This is a genomic window from Microbacterium sp. NPDC064942 (genome assembly GCF_049545525.1).
Classification (GTDB): Bacteria; Actinomycetota; Actinomycetes; order Actinomycetales; family Microbacteriaceae; genus Microbacterium; species Microbacterium gawkjiense.
This window is the reverse complement of sequence record NZ_JBMWDR010000002.1, coordinates 331,198-350,369: the sequence shown is the minus strand read 5'-3', so window position 1 is coordinate 350,369 and position 19,172 is coordinate 331,198. Positions and strand designations below refer to the sequence as shown.

20 protein-coding genes are annotated in these 19,172 nt (G+C 72.1%); 12 read left to right on the top strand and 8 right to left on the bottom strand.

Going from position 1 to position 19,172, the window contains the following annotated elements:
• Positions 1–20 precede the first annotated feature (20 nt).
• The gene (locus ACPEH2_RS06025; protein ID WP_359920013.1) at positions 21–869 is read right to left on the bottom strand and encodes a nitrilase-related carbon-nitrogen hydrolase; all 849 of its coding nucleotides are present in this window, start codon (positions 867–869) and stop codon (positions 21–23) included.
• A gap of 115 nt (positions 870–984) precedes the next feature.
• On the opposite strand from ACPEH2_RS06025, the gene ACPEH2_RS06020 reads away from it, so the two are divergent.
• Positions 985–2,331 carry an aminotransferase class I/II-fold pyridoxal phosphate-dependent enzyme gene (locus tag ACPEH2_RS06020; protein WP_359920016.1) on the top strand — a complete coding sequence of 449 codons (1,347 nt, stop codon included), beginning with the start codon at positions 985–987 and terminating at the stop codon, positions 2,329–2,331.
• Positions 2,332–2,346: 15 nt separating this feature from the next.
• Here ACPEH2_RS06020 and cofD read toward each other — a convergent pair whose 3' ends face one another.
• A complete protein-coding gene (gene cofD, locus ACPEH2_RS06015; protein ID WP_359920019.1) occupies positions 2,347–3,318 on the bottom strand; it encodes a 2-phospho-L-lactate transferase in 972 nt (323 codons plus the stop codon).
• Positions 3,319–3,351: 33 nt separating this feature from the next.
• Between cofD and cofE the strand changes: the two genes are divergently transcribed.
• The 7 genes from cofE (at position 3,352) to ACPEH2_RS05980 (ending at position 9,460) form a co-directional block, all read left to right on the top strand.
• Positions 3,352–4,122: a coenzyme F420-0:L-glutamate ligase gene (cofE, locus tag ACPEH2_RS06010; protein ID WP_311285321.1), complete on the top strand. Its 771-nt coding sequence runs from the start codon at positions 3,352–3,354 to the stop codon at positions 4,120–4,122.
• 63 nt (positions 4,123–4,185) lie between these two features.
• On the top strand, positions 4,186–5,457 hold the full coding sequence (locus ACPEH2_RS06005; RefSeq protein WP_359920022.1) for a sensor histidine kinase: 1,272 nt from the start codon (positions 4,186–4,188) through the stop codon (positions 5,455–5,457).
• Entirely contained in the window at positions 5,445–6,137 is a 693-nt protein-coding gene (locus tag ACPEH2_RS06000) for a response regulator transcription factor (protein ID WP_217529286.1), read from the top strand. Before ACPEH2_RS06005 ends, ACPEH2_RS06000 begins: the two co-directional genes overlap by 13 nt.
• Positions 6,134–6,997, top strand: coding sequence for a hypothetical protein (locus ACPEH2_RS05995; protein WP_217529289.1), 864 nt, complete (start codon positions 6,134–6,136; stop codon positions 6,995–6,997). Before ACPEH2_RS06000 ends, ACPEH2_RS05995 begins: the two co-directional genes overlap by 4 nt.
• Positions 6,998–7,110: 113 nt before the next feature.
• Positions 7,111–7,416, top strand: a complete 306-nt coding sequence (locus tag ACPEH2_RS05990) for a hypothetical protein (protein ID WP_359920026.1) — start codon at positions 7,111–7,113, stop codon at positions 7,414–7,416.
• On the top strand, positions 7,413–9,095 hold the full coding sequence (gene pgi, locus ACPEH2_RS05985) for a glucose-6-phosphate isomerase (protein ID WP_217529290.1): 1,683 nt from the start codon (positions 7,413–7,415) through the stop codon (positions 9,093–9,095). Before ACPEH2_RS05990 ends, pgi begins: the two co-directional genes overlap by 4 nt.
• Before the next feature lie 8 nt (positions 9,096–9,103).
• Positions 9,104–9,460 (top strand): hypothetical protein, encoded by a 357-nt coding sequence (locus tag ACPEH2_RS05980; protein ID WP_359920029.1) that lies wholly within the window; start codon positions 9,104–9,106, stop codon positions 9,458–9,460.
• A gap of 7 nt (positions 9,461–9,467) precedes the next feature.
• Here the strand turns inward: ACPEH2_RS05980 and ACPEH2_RS05975 are convergent, their stop codons facing one another.
• Positions 9,468–10,709, bottom strand: coding sequence for an HNH endonuclease signature motif containing protein (locus ACPEH2_RS05975; protein ID WP_359920032.1), 1,242 nt, complete (start codon positions 10,707–10,709; stop codon positions 9,468–9,470).
• A gap of 305 nt (positions 10,710–11,014) precedes the next feature.
• On the opposite strand from ACPEH2_RS05975, the gene ACPEH2_RS05970 reads away from it, so the two are divergent.
• The gene (locus tag ACPEH2_RS05970) at positions 11,015–11,644 is read left to right on the top strand and encodes a hypothetical protein (RefSeq protein ID WP_359920035.1); all 630 of its coding nucleotides are present in this window, start codon (positions 11,015–11,017) and stop codon (positions 11,642–11,644) included.
• 61 nt (positions 11,645–11,705) lie between these two features.
• On the top strand, positions 11,706–12,080 hold the full coding sequence (locus ACPEH2_RS05965) for a VOC family protein (protein WP_359920038.1): 375 nt from the start codon (positions 11,706–11,708) through the stop codon (positions 12,078–12,080).
• Positions 12,081–12,083: 3 nt separating this feature from the next.
• Here the strand turns inward: ACPEH2_RS05965 and ACPEH2_RS05960 are convergent, their stop codons facing one another.
• Complete coding sequence (locus tag ACPEH2_RS05960) at positions 12,084–12,665, bottom strand: hypothetical protein (RefSeq protein WP_359920040.1); 582 nt, start codon at positions 12,663–12,665, stop codon at positions 12,084–12,086.
• Positions 12,666–12,696: 31 nt separating this feature from the next.
• A complete protein-coding gene (locus tag ACPEH2_RS05955; RefSeq protein WP_359920043.1) occupies positions 12,697–13,248 on the bottom strand; it encodes a helix-turn-helix domain-containing protein in 552 nt (183 codons plus the stop codon).
• A gap of 68 nt (positions 13,249–13,316) precedes the next feature.
• Here ACPEH2_RS05955 and ACPEH2_RS05950 point away from each other — a divergent pair, with 68 nt between their 5' ends.
• On the top strand, positions 13,317–14,246 hold the full coding sequence (locus tag ACPEH2_RS05950; protein ID WP_359920045.1) for an NAD(P)/FAD-dependent oxidoreductase: 930 nt from the start codon (positions 13,317–13,319) through the stop codon (positions 14,244–14,246).
• On the opposite strand, the gene ACPEH2_RS05945 is transcribed toward ACPEH2_RS05950, so the two are convergent.
• Together ACPEH2_RS05945 and ACPEH2_RS05940 are read right to left on the bottom strand one after the other, a co-directional pair.
• Complete coding sequence (locus ACPEH2_RS05945) at positions 14,229–14,870, bottom strand: YdeI/OmpD-associated family protein (RefSeq protein ID WP_359920047.1); 642 nt, start codon at positions 14,868–14,870, stop codon at positions 14,229–14,231. The genes ACPEH2_RS05950 and ACPEH2_RS05945 overlap by 18 nt on opposite strands.
• 33 nt (positions 14,871–14,903) lie before the next feature.
• On the bottom strand, positions 14,904–15,605 hold the full coding sequence (locus ACPEH2_RS05940) for an NRDE family protein (protein ID WP_359920050.1): 702 nt from the start codon (positions 15,603–15,605) through the stop codon (positions 14,904–14,906).
• 42 nt (positions 15,606–15,647) lie between these two features.
• Here ACPEH2_RS05940 and coaBC point away from each other — a divergent pair, with 42 nt between their 5' ends.
• A complete protein-coding gene (gene coaBC / locus ACPEH2_RS05935; protein ID WP_359920053.1) occupies positions 15,648–16,889 on the top strand; it encodes a bifunctional phosphopantothenoylcysteine decarboxylase/phosphopantothenate--cysteine ligase CoaBC in 1,242 nt (413 codons plus the stop codon).
• A gap of 179 nt (positions 16,890–17,068) precedes the next feature.
• On the opposite strand, the gene ACPEH2_RS05930 is transcribed toward coaBC, so the two are convergent.
• Entirely contained in the window at positions 17,069–19,153 is a 2,085-nt protein-coding gene (locus tag ACPEH2_RS05930) for a S9 family peptidase (RefSeq protein ID WP_359920056.1), read from the bottom strand.
• Positions 19,154–19,172: the final 19 nt, after the last annotated feature.

Here is a 19,172-nt window from a genome sequence, read left to right as displayed (position 1 = left end):
GTCCTCCGATGGGCCGTGGATTACGGGGCGACGATCTCGGCGTACGAGTCGGGGCGGCGGTCGCGGTAGAACTGCCAGTCGTCGCGCATCTCGCGGACGAGGTCCATGTCGAGGTCGCGGATGAGGATCTCCTCGTCCGTGCCGGAACCGAGCGCGCCGACGTAGTTGCCGCGCGGGTCGACGATCTGGCTGGTGCCGTAGAAGGTGACCGCCTCGTCGCCGTACTCGTTGTCCTCGCGGCCGACGCGGTTGGGGGCGAGGACGAAGTAGCCGTTCGCGACGGCGGCGGCGGGCTGCTCGACCTCCCACAGCCGGTTCGACAAACCGGGCTTGGTGGCGTTCGGGTTGAAGGCGAGGTGGGCGCCGTTGAGACCGAGCTCGCGCCACGCCTCGGGGAAGTGCCGGTCGTAGCAGATGATGACGCCGACCTTGCCGACCGCGGTGTCGAAGACGGGGTACCCCAGGTTTCCCGGACGGAAGTAGAACTTCTCCCAGAACTTCTCGACGTGCGGGATGTGGTGCTTGCGGTACGAGCCGAGGATCGTGCCGTCGGCATCCACCACCACCGCCGTGTTGTAGTACACGCCGGTCTGCGCCTCTTCGTAGATGGGGAGGACCATGACCATGTTCAGCTCCTTCGCGAGCGCGGCGAAGCGCTGCACGATGGGGCCGTCGACGGGCTCGGCGTAGCGGTAGTACTTCTTGTCCTGCGTGATGCCGAAGTACGGACCGTAGAAGAGCTCCTGGAAGCAGATGACCTGAGCGCCTTGCGCTGCGGCCTCCCGCGCGAATTGCTCGTGCTTGTCGAGCATCGACTCCTTGTCGCCGGTCCACGTCGTCTGCGTGATCGCCGCTCTCACCGTTGCCATCTCGGTCTTCCTTCCCTCGGTTCTGTTACTGTCCTGCTTGAACATTTCTCGACAGTTTCCGGATGTGTCGCGGTCGTTAATCCTCTGGACACCTCCCCGTACGTGAGGACGACGGATGCTGCGCCCCGAGTCGCTCGAGTCCCGCACCCCGCTGGGCATGGCGGGCGAGATCGCGCGTCTCGTGGCCGACGGCTCGCTCGAGCCGGGCGAGCGTCTGCCGACGGTGCGCGAGATGGCGGCGGCCCTAGGTGTCTCGGCGGGCACGATCGCGGCCGCGTGGCGCGCGTTGTCGGATGCCGGGACGATCGTCTCGCGCGGTCGCGCCGGCAGCTTCGTGCGCGCCGAACCGCGCGAGTGGCTGAGCCCGCGCGTGCAGGGCCTCGCCGGGAGCGCACAGCCGGTGCGGCTGGATCTCTCGCACGGCACACCCGACCCGGCGATGCTCCCGGCGCTCGAGAACGCCTTCTCGCACGTGGCGCCCCGCGCCGACACCGGTCGCTACCACGACCTGCCGGTGCTGCCCGAGCTCCACGCGCACATCGCCGAGACGTGGCCGGCGCCGGGCATCGAGACCTTCACCGTCGTCGACGGGGCCCTCGACGGCATCTCGCGGACCCTCGAGCAGGTCGTCCGCTTCGGTGACCGCGTCGCGGTGGAGTCCCCCGGCTTCCCGTACTTCTTCGACCTGCTCGATGCCCTCGGCGCCGAGCCGATCCCGCTGGCCCTCGACCGCGACGGCGTGACGCCCGGCTCGCTCTCGCGAGCGCTCGCCCGGAAGCCCACCGCGATCGTGCTGCAGCCGCGGGCGCAGAACCCGACCGGCATCTCGATGACCGTCGAGCGCGCCCGCGTGCTCGCGCAGCTCATCATGAACACCCCCGACGGGCGTCGCGTGACGGTGATCGAGGACGACCACTCCGCCCTCATATCGTCGGCCCCCGATGTGACCCTCGCACGATGGATCCCGGGGCAGGTCGTGCACGTCCGGAGCTTCTCGAAATCCCACGGCCCCGACCTGCGCATCGCCGCCCTGGGCGGCCCGGCGCGCGTGGTCGAGCGTCTCGTGGCGAGGCGGATGCTGGGCCCCGGGTGGACCTCGCGCCTGCTGCAGACCGTGCTGCTGGGCCTGCTCACCGACCCTGGCGCGGTCGCGCGGGTGCGCACCGCACGACTGATCTACCGCGACCGCCTCGACAGCATGGCCTCTGCACTCCGACGGTTCGGCGTGGACGTCGGCGACCCGGACGGCATCAACCTGTGGGTGCCGGTCGTCGACGAGCGCGCCGCCCGGATGCGGCTCGCCGTCTCGGGCATCGCGGTCTCGGCCGGCGCCCCCTACCGCGCGCCGACCGACGAGGTGACCACGCCGCACATCCGGGTCACCGCGGGTGCCCTCACCGCGAACGTGCGCCTGGTCGCCGAGGCGCTGGCCGAGGCGGCGCAGGCCCCGGCGGTGGGCTGAGGGCGGCGTTCGCGCTCAGAGCCCCGCGGCGCCGAGCGCGGCGACGGCGAGCGCGCGGGTGCGGGCGGCATCCGACATCCAGAGCGGTTCGACATGCGCCGCGATGCCGAGGGCGTCGACGGATGCCGCGGCCGCCGCATCCTCTTCGGCGATGAGCCACGCGTCGAGGACGCCGCCGCCGCCGCGCGCGCCGTAGTGGCCGGCGACGCCGGCCGCCGTGCAGGGCACGCCCGCGACGCGCAGGCACACGTCGGCCATGCCGCGGACGGGCGCGTCGCCGATGATCGGCGAGACCCCGACGACCGGCGCGGACGCGGCACGGAGCGCGTCGGCCAGGCCGGGGACGGCGAGGATCGGACCGATCGAGACGATGGGGTTCGAGGGGGCGACGAGAATCGCGTCGGCCGCCGCGATCGCGTCCCGCACGCCGGGCGCGGGGACGGACGCATCGATGCCGGGGCTCTCGAAGCGGACGGGCTCGAGCCTGGCGCGGTGGCGGGTCCACCACTCCTGGAAGTGCATGCGCCCGGCATCCAGCACGACGTGGGTGTCGACCTCGGTGTCGGTCATCGGCAGGAGGGTCGCGCCGAGGTCCCACCGGGCCTGCAGCCGCGCGATCGCCTCGGTCGGGGTGAGGCCCTCGCGCAGCCACGACGTGCGGGCGATGTGCGCGCCGAGATCGAGGTCGCCGAGCAGGAACCACTCCCAGCCGACGTTCCACGCGGCCAGTTCATCGGCGACGCGGCGCGAGTCGCCGGCGCGCCCCCACCCCTGCGCGAGGTCCTTCACGCCGGCGAGCGCGTAGAGCATCGAGTCGACGTCGGGCTGCAGGCGGAGCCCGCTCAGCCACAGGTCGTCGCCGGTGTTGCAGACGACGGCGAGCTCGCCGCCCCGAGCCCGGAGCTCGTCGCGGAGGCCGGTGGCGAAGGTCGAGCCGCCGACACCGCCGGCGAGCAGGACGACGCGGGGCGCAGCAGTCGGGGGCACTCCCCCAGGGTACGGTCGCCGTATCCTGGGCCGATGCCCGACACCCCCGCCCCGCTCACTGTCTGGCCGCTCGTCGGCATCGGCGAGATCACGCCCGGCGTGGACCTCGTCGACGAGATCGTCCGGGCCGCGGCCGGCACGCTCGCGGACGGCGACATCCTCGTCGTCACGAGCAAGATCGTCTCCAAGGCCGAGGGCCGCTACCGTCCCGCCGCCGAGCGGGATGCCGCGATCGCTGAGGAGACCGTGCGGATCGTGGCCGAGAACGACGCCGGCACGGTCCGCATCGTCGAGAGCCGCCTCGGCATCGTCGCCGCCGCAGCGGGCGTCGACGCGAGCAACACCCCCGACGGGCTCATCCTGCTGCTGCCCGAAGACCCCGACGCCTCGGGGCGCGCGCTGGCCGCCGGCATCCGCGAACGGACCGGCGCCCGCATCGGCGTGATCGTCTCGGACACCCTGGGCCGCGCGTGGCGCGAAGGCCAGACCGACAGCGCGATCGGCGCGGCCGGAGTGGTCGTCATCGAGGACCTGCGCGGCGCGACGGATGCCTCGGGCCGCCCCCTCGCCGTCACGCTCCCCTGCGTCGCCGACGAGCTCGCCGGCGCGGCCGACCTCGTCAAGCGCAAGTCGAGCGGGATGCCGGTGGCCGTCGTCCGGGGCCGCGGCGACCTCGTCGGCGACCTCGACCTGCCCGGCGCCCGCTCGATCGTGCGGCCCGCCGAGCGGGACCTGTTCGGTGAGGGAACGCGCGAGGCGTACGCCCGCGGCCACGCCGACGGCCTCGCCCAGGCCGGGGGATAACCCGAACGGAGGTCTCCGGACGGCCCCGATGTGGCCCGCGGACCCCGCCCCTAGCGTGGTGACATGACTTCCGACACCTCCGTCCCGCCCCGACGGCTCCGGCCGCTGCGGCGCCTCGGCGCCCTCGCGCAGCTGGCCGCCGTCGCGGTGGCGGGCACCGGCATCCTCACCACCGTCGTCACCCTGGTCAGCACGGGGATCGGTACGGTGCTCGTCCTCGGCATCGGCATCCTCTTCCTCATCGCGGCGCTGTACCTCGCGTGGGCGGCGTCGTGGCTCGAGCACGAGCGCGCCGAGGGCCTGTACCGGCACGGCATCCCGCCGCTCCGGATCCGCACGAGCGGGCAGCCCGGGTTCCGCGGACTGCTCCGCACCCTGTGGCTGCAGTTCGTCGACGGCGGGATGTGGCGCGGCATCGGCAGCCTCGCGATCGCCACCGTCCTCGGCTGGATCGTCATCGGGGCGACGTGGGCGGTCATCGGGTCGGTCAGCCTCGCGTTCTCACCGCTGACCGGGGATGCGGGCGGCACGCTGCCCCTTACCGGGATCGCCGTCGCGGACGGCTGGGCCGTCGCCGGGGGCATCGTCGCGGCCCTGGTGGGCCTCGGCATCCTGTTCGGCATCTCGCTCCTCGACGACCTGTTGACCCGGTCGATCCTCGTCCCCTCGCGGGAGGCCGTCCTCGCCGAACAGGCACGCACCGCGGGAGCCCAGCGGGCCGGCGCCGTGCGGGCCAGCGAGGTCGAGCGCACCCGCATCGAACGCGACCTGCACGACGGCGTCCAGCCGCGGCTCGTCTCGGTCGGGATGACCCTTGGGCTCGCGCAGCAGAAGATCGACTCCGACCCGGTCGCCGCGAAGGCGCTGATCGACGAGGCGCACACCTCGACGAAGGCCGCCATCACCGAGCTACGACAGCTGGCCCGCGGCATCCATGCGTCCGTCCTCGACGACCGGGGACTGGATGCCGCCCTCTCGGCCCTCGCGGCACGGTCGCACGTGCCCGTCGCCCTCAACGTCCGCCTCGACGAGAGGTGCAGCGCCACCTCGGAGGCGGCGGTCTACTTCGTCATCGCCGAGTCCCTCACCAACGCCGCCAAGCACGCCCGCGCCACCGAGGTGCGCGTCGTGGTCCGCAGCCGCGGCGACGCCCAGACCGGCCGGCTCATCTGGGCGCGCGTCGAGGACAACGGCATCGGCGGAGCGCGTGTGCTCCCCGGCGGCGGCCTCGACGGGATCATGAACCGGGTGCTCGCCGCCGGCGGCACCGCGACACTCGACAGCCCGGCCGGTGGGCCGACGTCCCTGGAGGTGACGGTCCCGTGCGCATCCTGATCTGCGAGGACTCCACGCTGCTGCGCGAAGGCCTGGTGCGCGTGCTCGAGGACGCCGGTCACACCGTCGTCGCAGCCCTCCCCCACGCCGACGCCCTCGTCGACACGGTGACCGAGACCGGGCCCGAGCTCTGCATCCTCGACGTGCGGCTGCCGCCGACCTTCACCGACGAGGGCATCCGGGCCGCGCTGACGCTGCGGGCGCAGCATCCGACCCTCCCCGTCCTGGTGCTCAGCCAGTACGTCGAGGAACGGTACGCGAGCGACCTCATCACCGGCCAGAACGCCGCCCTCGGGTACCTGCTGAAGGACCGTGTCGCCGATGTGCGGGACTTCCTCGACTCGATCGATCGGATCGCCGCCGGCGCGACGGTCCTCGACCCAGAGGTGGTGGCGCAACTGCTGACGCGCCGCGCCCGGGATGAGCGGATGTCGCGCCTCACCGATCGCGAACGCTCGGTGCTCGCGCTCATCGCCGAGGGCAAGAGCAACGCCGCGATCGCGGCGGCGCTGTTCGTCTCGGAGGCGAGCGTCGAGAAGTACATCACCTCCCTCTTCCAGAAGCTCGGCCTCGAACAGGACGAGCACGGCAACCGACGGGTGCTCGCGGCGCTCGTCCACCTCGAACACAGCGCACCGCCCGCCCCCGGGCATCCCGATCAGAACGGAACACTCCGATGAGCATCGACCTCACTCCCCCGCCCACCGCGTCGGCACCCACCGGCACGCAGCCGCCGCAGCCCCAGCCGCCGCGCCCGTCGGCGCAGATCGTCGCCATCATCGCGATGTGCCTGGGCGGCGTGCTGCTGCTCGGCGCACTGGTGTCGGGAATCGGCTCGATCGCCTACGCCGCGTCCGTTCGCGGCACCGGCGGCGGAACCGCCGACACGAGCGGGGTGGACGCCCTGTCGCTCGACGTCTCGGCGGGCCACGTGGTGGTGCAGTACGCCGACGTCGACCAGGCGATCCTCGACGTCGCCGGCGGCGACGGGAACTGGAGACTCGAGCGTCGCGACGCTACCCTCAGCCTCAGCAACGACCGCCCCTGGTGGGCGTTCCAGGTCGGGTTCGGCTGGGACGACAACCGGGCCACCCTGACCCTCCCCGCCGCGATGGAGCAGCAGCGGCTCGACGCGGACTTCGACGTCTCGGCGGGCTCGCTCACCGCCGATGGCACCTACGGGCGCCTGGAGCTGCACGTCGGCGCGGGCGATGCGGACGTCTCGGGCACCGCCGACGACGTGCGGGTCGACGTGAGCGCCGGCGAGGCGGATGTGCGCGTCGACGGCGCCGCGCGCGCGAACCTCACGATCGGCGCCGGCCAGATCATCGCCGACCTGACGGGCACTGCGCTCGACGAGATCCGAGCCGACGTCAGCGCCGGCACCCTCGTTGCGACCGTCCCGAACGAGCCGTACGACGTGACCTCCGACGTCTCGGCGGGCTCGTTCGACAACCAGCTCGACACGTCCGACGGCGCCACCCGCACCGTCGACGTGCAGGTCTCGGCCGGCTCCGCCACCTTCCGCCCCGCCGACTGACCCGCCTCGCGCCACGAGCCGACGCGACGTGCGCTCCACACCCCGTGGAGGCAGCACTTCGCGTCGGCTCGACGCTGTGCGGGTCAGCCCACGACGGCGATCTCGTTGGGGACGTGGTCGGGGGCGACGGTGTGCACGATCTCGTCCGTCTCGAGGTCGACGACGACGAGGCCCTCGCGCAGGACGCGGCTCTGCTGCTGCTCGACGAGCCGACGAGCGGTCTCGACGACGCGTCGCGGCGGGCCGCGGCATCCGCTCTGCGCGTCGCGACGGGCAGGGGCGCGGCGGTCGTCGTCGTGACGCACGACCTCGGCGAACTCGGGGAGGTCGATGAGGTGGTGACACTGGCGGAGGGCCGGATCGGCGCGTCTGTCATGCGTGGACGGAGCCTCGAGAACGTGAGTAGCGTTGAGGGGTGACCAACGCTCCGATCGATGCCACCACCACCTCCGCCTGGGCTGAACTCGAGTCGCTGAAGGCGGGCTTCACCCCGGACCTCCGCGGCTGGTTCGCGTCGGACCCGGAGCGCGTCGCCAAGCTGACGCACGACGTCGCGGATCTGCACGTCGACCTGTCGAAGAACCTCGTGACCGACGAGGTCGTCGCCGCGCTGGTGCGTCTCGCCGAGCAGACCGGTGTCGCCGAGCGGTACGCCGCGATGCTCGCGGGCGAGCACATCAACACGACCGAGGACCGCGCCGTGCTGCACACCGCGCTGCGCCGTCCGGCCGACGCCGTGCCGTCGCTGACGGTCGATGGCCAGGACGTGGACGCCGATGTGCAGGGCGTGCTCGACGCGATGGCGGAGTTCGCCGGACGGGTGCGGTCGGGTGAGTTCACCGGCATCACGGGCAAGAAGGTCGAGACGGTCGTCAACATCGGTATCGGCGGGTCGGACCTCGGCCCGGTGATGATCTCGGCGGCGCTGGAGCCGTATGCGGATGCCGGCATCTCGGCACGCTTCGTCTCGAACATCGACCCGTTCGACATCGCGTCGAAGACGAAGGACCTCGACCCCGAGACGACGCTGTTCATCGTCGCGTCGAAGACGTTCACGACGCTCGAGACGCTGACGAACGCGCGCCTCGCGAGGGACTGGCTGTGGGAGGGCCTCGCGTCGGCGGGGGCGATCGACGGCAGCGACGAGCAGAAGAAGGATGCCGTCGCCCACCATTTCGTCGCGGTGTCGACGGCGCTCGACAAGGTCGCGGAGTTCGGGATCGACACGGCGAACGCGTTCGGCTTCTGGGACTGGGTGGGTGGCCGCTACTCGGTGGATTCGGCGATCGGGCTGTCGCTCGTGATCGAGTTCGGACCCGACACGTTCCGCGAGCTGCTGGCCGGGTTCCACGCCGTGGACGAGCACGTGCGGACGACGCCGCTGGCGCAGAACGTCCCGGTCCTGATGGGGCTGTTGAACGTCTGGTACACGAACTTCCTGGGCGCGCAGTCGCACGCGGTGCTGCCGTACGCGCAGCAGCTGAGTCGGTTCGCCGCGTACCTGCAGCAGCTGACGATGGAGTCGAACGGCAAGTCGGTGCGGTGGGACGGCTCCCCCGTCACGACCGACACCGGCGAGGTGTTCTGGGGTGAGCCGGGGACGAACGGGCAGCACGCGTTCTACCAGCTGATCCACCAGGGCACGCGGCTGATCCCGGCGGACTTCATCGCGTTCGCGAACCCGGCGTACGCGCTGACGGACGGTGATCGTGACGTGCACGGGCTGTTCCTGGCGAACTTCCTGGCGCAGACGAAGGCGCTGGCGTTCGGCAAGACGGCCGAGGAGGTCGAGGCCGAGGGCACGACCGGCGCGCTCGTCGCGGCGCGGACGTTCCCGGGCAACCGTCCGACGACGTCGATCTTCGCGCCGTCGTTGACGCCGCGGGTGCTCGGCGAGCTCGTCGCGCTGTACGAGCACATCACCTTCACGCAGGGCGTGATCTGGGGCATCAACTCGTTCGACCAGTGGGGTGTGGAGCTCGGCAAGCAGCTCGCGATGCAGATTGCACCGGCGATCGAGGGCGACAGCGACGCGTTCGAGTCGCAGGATGCCTCGACCAAGGCGCTGCTGGAGTACTACCGCGACCACCGGGCCTGAGGGGCCTGATGCGCCTCGAGATCGAGGTCGGTGGCTGGGAGCACGGCTGCTGCGGCCCTGAGCTCGTCCGGTTCACGAACGTGGAGTGGACCGTGATGGCAGCGCCCGATGGCCGGCTCGTCGAGACGCATCACGGCTTGGATGAGACGGAGGGCCTCAAGGTCACCGACGTCACCGGCACGATCGTGGAGCTGGAGGCCATCGAGCGAGATGGCTCGCGTACGACGATCGCACGAGTGCCCAGCGGGCGCGCCCTCCGCGGGATGGACGAAGACGACGCGGGTGACGTCATCGAGCTGTACACCGACCGCCTCATCGACGTATCTGACGATGGCTTCATCGTGACCGTAGAGGTGACGGACTGACCCTCGGCTAGAACGGTGGCGGTCCGGGTGGGTCGGTGGCGAAGGTGGGGATGCGGCGCTCGGGCCTCACGAGGTAGACCCGGCCGGCGGGTGAGGTCCATTCGAGTGCGCCGCCGGGTTTGGCTCTGACCTGCCAGTCGGAGTGGTGTTTGAGGGTGTGATGCCCGCGGCACAGCGGGGCGAGGTTGTCGGCGGCGGTGGTCCCGCCGTGGTGCCAGTCGATGGTGTGGTCGAGGTCGCACCGGTCGGCGGGGATCCCGCAGCCGGGTGCCATGCACCGGGCGGCCCGCCAGGTGACCAGCCGTCGCAGGTCTGCCGGTGGGCGATAGGTGTCTCGCCCGACAGAGAGGACGACACCGGTTTCGGGGTGGGTGAGCACCCGCATCCACCCGGATGCTGCTCCGCACAGTTCCCTCGCGCGGTCGATTGGGATGGGGCCGACGCCGTCGACCTGGGCGGCAGGGCCGTCGCCGGTGAGGAGGGTGAGGGCGGGCACGGTGACCGCCACAGTCGGGCGGATCCCTCGCGCGGTATCGGGGAGCGCGTCGGTCTCACCGTCGAGGAGGAGGTCTCCGAACACGTCCGCGCGTTTCTGGTCCAGGGTGCGCTCATCGTCGGCGGAGTGGAGGGTCTTCGCGATCGCGGTGAGCCTGCCGGCGATCGCGTGCGCTTCCACCGCGGGCAGGTGCGCGCTCAGCCACGCCATCCCATCCACCCCCGCATCCACCCGCACGTACCGGTGCGCGACCGCGGCGGCGTGCTGCTCAGCGAGGGTCGCTTCCTGCTCCCGGTCGACGATGCGTTTCATCGCCCGCCGGAACGGACCCGTCGGCAACTCCTCCGCAAGGCTCAGCACCTCAGCAACCAACCCCGCCGTCACGTCGTCGAGCTGATCCAAACCGTCGACGATGATCGTCGCGTGGGTGTCGGTGATGTCCGCGCGGCTCATCGCCTCCCACACCTGCGGGTACCGACGCATCAGCGCGTGCCCGACACCCATCAACCGTCCCGCGGCGTGCTCGGTGATCCGCAACGCGGCTGCGACTTCGAGCCGCACCGCCCGTTCCACGAACGCGACGGGTTCCTCCCGGCGGCGGGCGTCGGCGATCGCGTCATCCCACAACTCGACGATGCACGCGTACCGCTGCGCGGCGTGCACGGTCGCCATATCGGCGCACATCACCACCCAGTCCAGCGTCGACGGGATCCCCTCCGGGACCTCATCGCGACCCTCAACCGAACTGGACATAGTCCCAGACTAGGAGGGGGTTCCGACATCGCTTTCGGCACCGTGGCCTCGCGCTCGACACCCCGAACCGCCAGCCTCGCCGCCCCCGGCATCCCCCTTCCCCTGAACGGCACCGGGCCTCTCCACCACCGCTCCCCTGTCACGAAGTGCAGGCCACCGCGGCATGTTGCGACAGGCGAGCGAACCACGCCCCCCGCCTTCCCCCGTCCCAAAGTGCCGCAGGCCACCGCGGCGTGTTGCGACAGGGGAACGCCGCCCCTGCCCGAACCACACCTCTCCGCGACGGCACGCGCTAGCGTGCAGGCATGCGCGGGCGCAGACTCACCTGGACGATCGGCGGCGTCGGACTGATCGCCGCGGGTGTCGCCGGGATGCTGCAGGGTGCCGCCCTGGGAACGCCCCTCACCGGCACCCTCGCCCTCCTCGTCGACATCCTGTGGGCAGAGTCGGTCCTCGTGTTCGCGATCGGCTCGTCGTCGCACGACAGCGTCACCGCGCGGAGGCCGCTCGGCACGATCGCGCTCATCCTCCTCGCGCTCTGGTCGCCCGCGATGCGGGTCATCGGCCTGTTCCAGGACCCGACGAACCCGACGCCGATCGTCCCGTGGGAGGTCACGATCCTCGTCCCGCTCGCGCTCAGCCTCGTCGCCGTCGTTCAGATCGCACGCGCGGGCGTCGTCCCGCGCCGGTGGCGGTGGATGCCGGCGATCGCCCTCGGTGTGCAGGTGGCATCGGTCGCCCTCGGCCAGCTCCTCATGATGGATCAGGCGACCGCGATGCAGACCGTCGGACTCGTCTCCGCCCTCGGGATGATCGGCTTCCTCGCCGGCACCCTCGGTCTCGGCATCGTCGCGCTCCTCGCTGTCGCCTCAGGACGACCGGCATCCGTGCCCGTCTTCTCCTCACCGAGCGACGCCGAGAACGGCAACGACTGACCCTGGATAACTCCCAGCCGCAGCGGGACCCTGGTCGCACACCTCGGCGAAGGAGACGACCATGTTCCGGGTAGACGGCGCGTCCAGCGGCTTCGCGGTCGACGACATCGAGGCGGCGCGAGAGTTCTATGCCGACACCCTCGGCCTGGAGGTCGTCACACTCGACAACGGCTTCCTGCAGCTCCGCCTGGCGTCGGGAGCCGCTGTGCTCATCTATGCGAAGCCGCACCACGGGCCCGCCGACTTCACGATCCTCAACTTCCCCGTCGACGACGTCGACGCCGCCGTCGACGAGCTCAACGCGAAGGGTGTCGAGACCGCGATCTACGACGACATGCCCACCGACTCGAAGGGCATCATGCGCGAGACGGGCGGGCCGGTGATCGCATGGTTCCGCGACCCGGCCGGCAACGTGCTCGCCGTGCACGAACGCTGAGGCTCAGGACTCCCAGTACCCCACCGCGCACAGCAGCCGCGTCTCGTCGTCGGCACCCGCGGGCGGTTCGATCGCCGGCGGGAACACACCCCATTGGCGCCACTCGTCGGCGTGCGGCACGACGTGCTCGTTCAACCCCGCGATGAGCTCGGGCGACAGGTGGAACGGGATGCCGAGCCGTTTCGCGATCAGCCACGCCTGGAACGCGCGGTACGTCGCCAGGTGCGCATACCCCTCGTTCGCGGGATAGTCGCCGTACTGGAAGCGGAACACCGTTCCCGGCGCGACGCCCTCGCGCACCGCAGCGGTCGCGGTGTCGTTCAGCCGGTCGTACGACCCGATCGGCTCGTCGCCGAGCAGGTCCGCATCCCGGAAGTCGTCGCCGTCGGCGACCGACTTCCCGGCGAGGACATCGGGGACCCACGCCTCGTCGTACGCGTGCGCGAAGAGGATGTCGCGGAAGGTGGGGTCAGGGGTGGACGTCCACTCCTGCGGCGCCGGCTTCGACAGGTCGGCCGGGTCGATGCGATCGATGACGGAGCGCAACGCGGCATCCGCCTGGAGGAACAGCTCATCGGCTTCCATGGCGACACGGTACGACCGGTCCCCGACACCGTCACGCCCCGTGCACGTGGATGCGCTCGCCCGACGCGCTGAAGATGCTCACCACCTCGGCCGGGCCGTCCGAGGTGGCGCTGATGCTGTGCGGCAGGCGCGTGTCGAACTCCGCCGCCTCGCCCGCCCCGATGAGATGCTCCCGCCCGTCGAGCACGAGCCGGATCGTGCCGCTCAGGACGTAGAACCACTCCACCCCGTCGTGGACCTTCGGCGACGGCGCGGCACCGGAGGCGGGGAAGCGGATCTTGTACGTCTGCACCGGCGAGTGCTCGAGCGTGAGCGGCGCGACCACTCTGCCGTGCCGCCGCTCGGTCGCCCGCCGCACCCGCGGGTCGGCGGGCTCCCCGCGCACGAGGTCGTCGAGACGCAGATCGAGGACTGACACGAGGGGCAGCAGCAGTTCGAGGGATGCCTGGCGTCGCCCGGACTCCAGCCGTGAGAGCGTGCTCGTCGACATCCCCGCCTTCGACGCGAGGTCGGCCAAGGTCCATCCGCGCTGCTGCCGCGCCGCGCGCAGCCGCGCACCGATCCGACTGAGATCCATCGCCATGCGGATCAGTTTGCCATCTCCGCAAGACCGTTTGCCGAAAGCACCGCCTCCGACACAGGGTGGGGGCCATGACAGACATCCGCTACGACGCCGTCATCGTGGGCGGCGGCACCGCCGGCCTCAGCGCCGCCCAGATGCTCGGCCGCGCCCGACGCCGCACCCTCGTGATCGACGCCGGCGCGCCCCGCAACCGTTTCGCCGCGCACATGCACGGCGTCCTCGGTCACGACGGCCGCTCCCCCGCCGACCTCCTCGAGACCGGACGCGCCGAAGCACGCGCCTACGGGGTCGAGTTCCTCGACGGGGCCGTCCTGTCGCTCGCCGACGACGGCGACCGGATAACCGTCACCCACGAGCGCGGAGAGGTCTCCGCCCGGGGCGTCGTGCTCACGACGGGTGTCGTCGACGACCTGCCCGAGATCCCCGGGCTCCGCGAGCAGTGGGGCCGCGGCGTCTTCCACTGCCCGTACTGCCACGGCTACGAGGTCGCGGGCCGCCGCCTCGGCGTGCTCGCGACGTCGCCCGCGAGCCTGCATCAGATCGAGCTCATCCGGCAGTGGAGCGATGACGTGACGGCGTTCACGGCCGCGATGGGCGAGCTCGACGAGACGGTCGCGGGCCGCCTCTCGGCGCGCGGCATCCGGATCGTCACCTCCCCCGTCACCCGACTGCGCACCGAGGACGACGCGATCGTCGCAGCCGTGACGGCGGACGGGACCGCGCACCCGATCGACGCCTTGCTCACCGCGCCGACGCCCCGGCTGAGCCTCGCCTTCGCCGAGAACCTGGCCCTCGCCGTGTCCGACACCCCGGGGGAGGGGCTCCGTGTCGACATGCGCGGCGCCACCAGCCACCCGCGCGTGTTCGCCGCCGGCAACGTCGTCACGCCGTTCGGCAACGTGCCGCTGTCGATGGGGCAGGGATCGATGGCGGGTGCCGGGCTCAACGCGGCGCTCGTGACGGAGGATGCGGCGCGCGCGTCACTCCTGCGCGGCTGAGGCAGCCGCCGCGGCGGCACGTGCCAGCCACGCGGGTGGCTCGCCGTACCGCTGGAACGGCACGAGCCGCCCGGCCGCGCAGTCCTCGACGAGCGTCGCGAGCCGGTCGGCGCGCGTCTGCTCGCGCTTGGCGCTCTGCACCCAGTTCGCGACCGCCCGCCGGTAGGACGGCGTCGCGGCATCCCAGAACGCCTGGGCGGCGGGGTTCGCGGCGAGGGATGCCGCCTGCTCCACCGTCAGCTCGTTGCGCTGCTCGTGCGAGTAGACCCCGGTGAGGTCGGCCGTGCGCTTCTCATAGGCGGCCAGCCCGGCCGGATGCATCCGTCCTTCGGCGTGCAGGCGTTCGACGTGCGCGATGTTGACGGCGCTCCACACCGAGCGAGGTTTCCGCGGCGTCCACCGCTGGATGCGGGCGCCGTCGCCGATGCCGCGGCTGATCGAGTCGATCCACCCGAAGCGCAGCGCCTCGGGCACCGCGTCGGCCCACGTCAGCCCCTGACGCGGGTCGCCCTTCTTGTAGAACACCGTCCACACCTCGGGAGCGGTCGCGTGGTGCGCCTCGAGCCAGTCGCCGAACTCCGTCGCCGAGGCGAAGAAGATCGGTTCGGATGCCGGTTCCACCATGCCCGCGAAGCTACCACCGGCATCCGACTCCGCTCAGCGCAGCTGCAGGCTGTTCCAGGCGCCGGGCTCGTCGAGCTCGCCGTAGACGACCTCGGCGCCGCCTGCGGAGACGGATGCCGCGCACACGAGCAGCGACAGCGTCGGATACCCGTGCGGCCGGTTGTCGCGGATGATCGCGCGGTCGTCGGTCGGGGGCAGCGCCGTCGTGCGCTCGAGGGCACCCAGCCAGTCCGCCACCCAGTCGTCGTCCGCCGGCGCGGCGAAGGCGTCGTGCCACGCGACGATGCGCGCGGTCTTCGGGTCGTCCACGTCGTCGTGCGCGATCATGTGCACGCCCGGGGCGAGGCCGACGGCGCGGACGGCGGCGCCGTCCCACATCGCGACGCGCGCACGACCGGGGGTCACCGTCAGGAGGTTGAAACCGTGGGTAGGCGGGGCGTCCGGCAGTCCGCCCCCGGAGGCTGCGTCGAGCACGATGTGCCCGCGCGAGCCCGTCGCGAGGGTGTCGTCGATGAGGTCGGCGCGGTTGAGGACGACGGCCAGACGCGCACCGGCGGGATCGGCCGCGAGCCACGCGCCGCCGGCGCGGGTGTCGCGCACCCCGATGACACCGGGACGGTTCGGCCACCAGGCGCCGAGCGGATCCCATGCGCGCCCCGGGTCCTCGTCGCGCACGGCGAGCAGCCGGATCGCCGCGGCGGGATCCTCCGGGACGTGGACGATGACGGTGCACATCGTTCCGGCCTTTCGCGTCCGACCCCGTGGGAGGATCGGACCATGTTCGTCGTCGTGGGCGTCTCGGGCGGCATCGCCGCGTACAAGACGGTGCAGGTGGTCCGTGCGCTGGTGACCAACGGGCACGAGGTGCACGTTGTTCCCACCGAGGACGCGCTCCGCTTCGTGGGGACCGCCACGTGGGAGGCGATCAGCCGCCATCCTGTCACGACGAGTGTGCACGACGACGTCGCCGAGGTGCGCCACGTCACCCTCGGCACCAGCGCGGACCTCGTGATCGTCGCGCCGGCGACCGCCAACACGCTCGCGAAGATGGCCGCCGGGATCTCCGACAACCTGCTCGGCGTCACCCTCCTCGCCACGACGGCTCCGGTCGTCGTCGCCCCCGCGATGCACACGGCCATGTGGGACCACGCCGCGACGCAGGCGAACATCGCCACCCTCCGCGAGCGCGGCGTGCACATCGTCGGGCCCGCCGACGGACCGCTGACCGGCGGCGACAGCGGCCTCGGCCGCATGGTCGAGCCCGACGAGATCGTCGCGGCCGCCCTCGCGGCCGTCGACGAGCAGACGACGGATGCCGGTGCCCCCCACGACCGCGATGACCTCCGCGACCTCGACGGCCTCCGCGCCGTCGTGTCGGCGGGTGGCACGCGCGAGCCGATCGATCCGGTGCGCTACCTCGGCAACCGCTCGAGCGGACGACAGGGCGTGGCCGTGGCGGTCGCGGCGGCCGACCGCGGCGCACGGGTGCACCTCGTCGCGGCGCACGTCGACGACGGCGTGCTCGGCGATGCGGAGCAGCATCCCGGCATCACGATCGAGCGCGCCGGGACGGCGGCGGAGCTCGACACGGCCGTCCGGGCTGCGGCGCCCGAGGCGGACGTCGTCGTCATGGCCGCAGCCGTCGCGGACTTCTCGGTGCCCGAAGTCTCGGACGTCAAGATCCGCAAGGAGGACGGCGCCGTCACCCTCCACCTCGTCGAGAACCCCGACATCCTCGCGGGCCTGGTCGAGCGCCGCCGGCCCGGGCAGACGATCGTGGGCTTCGCCGCCGAGACGGCCGACTCCGACGACGAACTGCGCCAACGCGGCGTCCGCAAGCGGGCGCGGAAGGGCGTCGACCTGCTGACCGTCAACCGCGTCGGCTGGGAGCAGGGCTTCGAGGCCACCGAGAACGCGGCGCTGTTCATCGACGGGACCGACGAGGTCGTCGCGGAGGCGTCGGGATCCAAGCGCGCCGTGGCCGACGCCCTGTGGGACGCCGTGCGTCGACTGCGCTGACACGCTGGAGGGGTCCGACGATCCGGGGACCCGGGGCGCCGCGTGCCGGCCGTCCAAGCGACCAGTTGCGTCCCCGGAACCGACGCCGCCGGCGTTCCGGGGACCCGGGATGCCGCGCCCCGGCATCCGACGCGACCAGTTGCGCCCCCGGAACACGCCCCCGCCGCGGCGCCCTCGCGTCAGCCGAGCCCGGCGACCTTCGGCGCGGGCTCGCCGTGCACGTGCTCGCCGAGGAAGCCGAACACCGTCTCGTACCAGACGACGGCGTGCTGGGGCTTCAGCACCCAGTGGTTCTCGTCGGGGAAGTACAGGAACCGGTGCACCGTCGTGCCGTCGTCCTCGCCGAAGTGCTCGTTGAGCTCCGACCAGAGGCGCAGGCTCTCGCCGATCGGCACGCGGTAGTCGCGGTCGCCGTGGATCACGAGCAGCGGCGTCGAGATGTCCCGCACGAAGCGGTGGGGTGAGTTCTCGATCATCGCCTCGGGCGTGAAGATCTCCTGCCAGTAGGACGAGCTGTCGGTCGTGCCCGCGAACTGGTCGAGCGCCCACAGGCTCGCGTGCGTGACGATCGCGCGGAACCGGTCGGTGTGGCCGGCGACCCAGTTGGCCATGTACCCGCCGAACGAGCCGCCCATCGCGGCGGTCTTCGTCTCGTCGATGTCGGCCCGTGCCACGACCTCGTCGGTGATCGACATGAGGTCGGTGTAGGGCTTGGCGCCCCAGCTGTTCCAGCCGCGCGCGATGAACTCGAGACCGTACCCGGTCGACAGCGCGGGGTCGGGCAGCAAAACGGCGTAGCCGCGGGCGAGGGCGAGCTGCGGGTTCCAGCGCCAGCTCCAGGCGTTCCAGCTGTTCAGCGGCCCGCCGTGGATCCACAGCAGCAGGGGTGCGGGGGATGCCGCATCCGCCCCCTCGGGCAGGAGCAGCCAGCCGCGCACCCGGGCGCCGTCCTCGGCCGTCGTCTCGACCTCGGTCATCGCGCCGGCGGGCGTCGGCAGCGGAGCCGGCGTCGCCAGCACGGTCACGGTGCCGTCGGGGTCGATGCGGACCGGATGCGGCGGCACCATCCACGACGAGCGGAGCGCGACGAGCGCACCCGTCGCGCGGTCGACCGACACGTTCGAGTACGCGTGGTCGTCGGTCGTCAGCTGCACGGGGGCGCCGCCGTCGAGCGGCACGCGGAACACCGGGCCGCGCCCGTCCTGGTCGGCCGTCACGATGAGCGCGGTGTCGTCGTGCGCCCATGCGATGCTCGTCGGCCAGCGGTCCCAGCCCTCGGCGAGGCGGCGCGGCTCGGAGCCGTCGATCCCGGCGACCCACAGCTCCTGGTCGGCGGGGCCGGTCGGGTCCGAGAACGCGGCGCGGCCGTAGGCGATCAGCCGGCCGTCGTGGCTGATCGCGGGCGACTCGAAGTACGTCGAGCGCTCCTCGAACAGCGTCGTGCGCTCGCCCGAGGCAACGTCGATCGAGACGATCGCGAACCGCTCGGCGCGCCCCTGCGGAAAGCGCATCGCGGCGATGAGCGAGCGCCCGTCGGGGGTGAGCGCGGCGCCGGCGGTATCGGCCGTGCGGCCGGGCGCGGGCATCAAGTCGCGCGGGCGCGGAAGGGATGCCGGGTAGGGGGTCGTGGCATCCGGTTCGTCCTCGGCCGTGTCGGAGGCGGCGAAAGACCGGACCGAGTCGGAGAGGTCGCCGAGGTCGAGCGAGAGCAGGTGCGGCTCGGCGGGGCCGAGGTCGTGGTCCCAGTACCGCACCGGGTAGGTCGTGTGGAGGATCGCCGACAGCTTGCGCTTCTTGCGCTCGGCACGCAGCGTCGCGTCGGCCTCGAACGAGTCGGCCGAGGGCAGCAGGTCGGCCGACAGGACGGCGACGGATGCCGCATCCGCGACCGCCGCGATCGCCGACACTCCCCCGGCCAGCCGTGTGATCGCTCGCGCGTCACCCCCGCCCGCGGGCAGCAGCCAGAGCTGCGCCGCGTCGTCGTCGCCGTCGCCCTCGGCGTCGGGGCGGGCGCTCACGAACAGCAGGTCGCCGTCCGCCGTGAACACGGCGCCCTGCTCGCCCTTCGCCGACCGCGTGAGCCGCCGCGCCGAGCCGCCGCCTGTCGCGGGGACCTCCCACAGTGCGCGGTCGTACCCGGTCTCGTCCTTGTTCAGCGTCGCGACGGTGAGGACGGCGCGGGTGCCGTCGGGCGACAGCGCGACGGCGTCGACGCGGGGCAGGGCGATGTAGTCCTCGAGCGAGGCGAAGGGGGTATGCGGCATCCCTCCACGCTAACCGCGC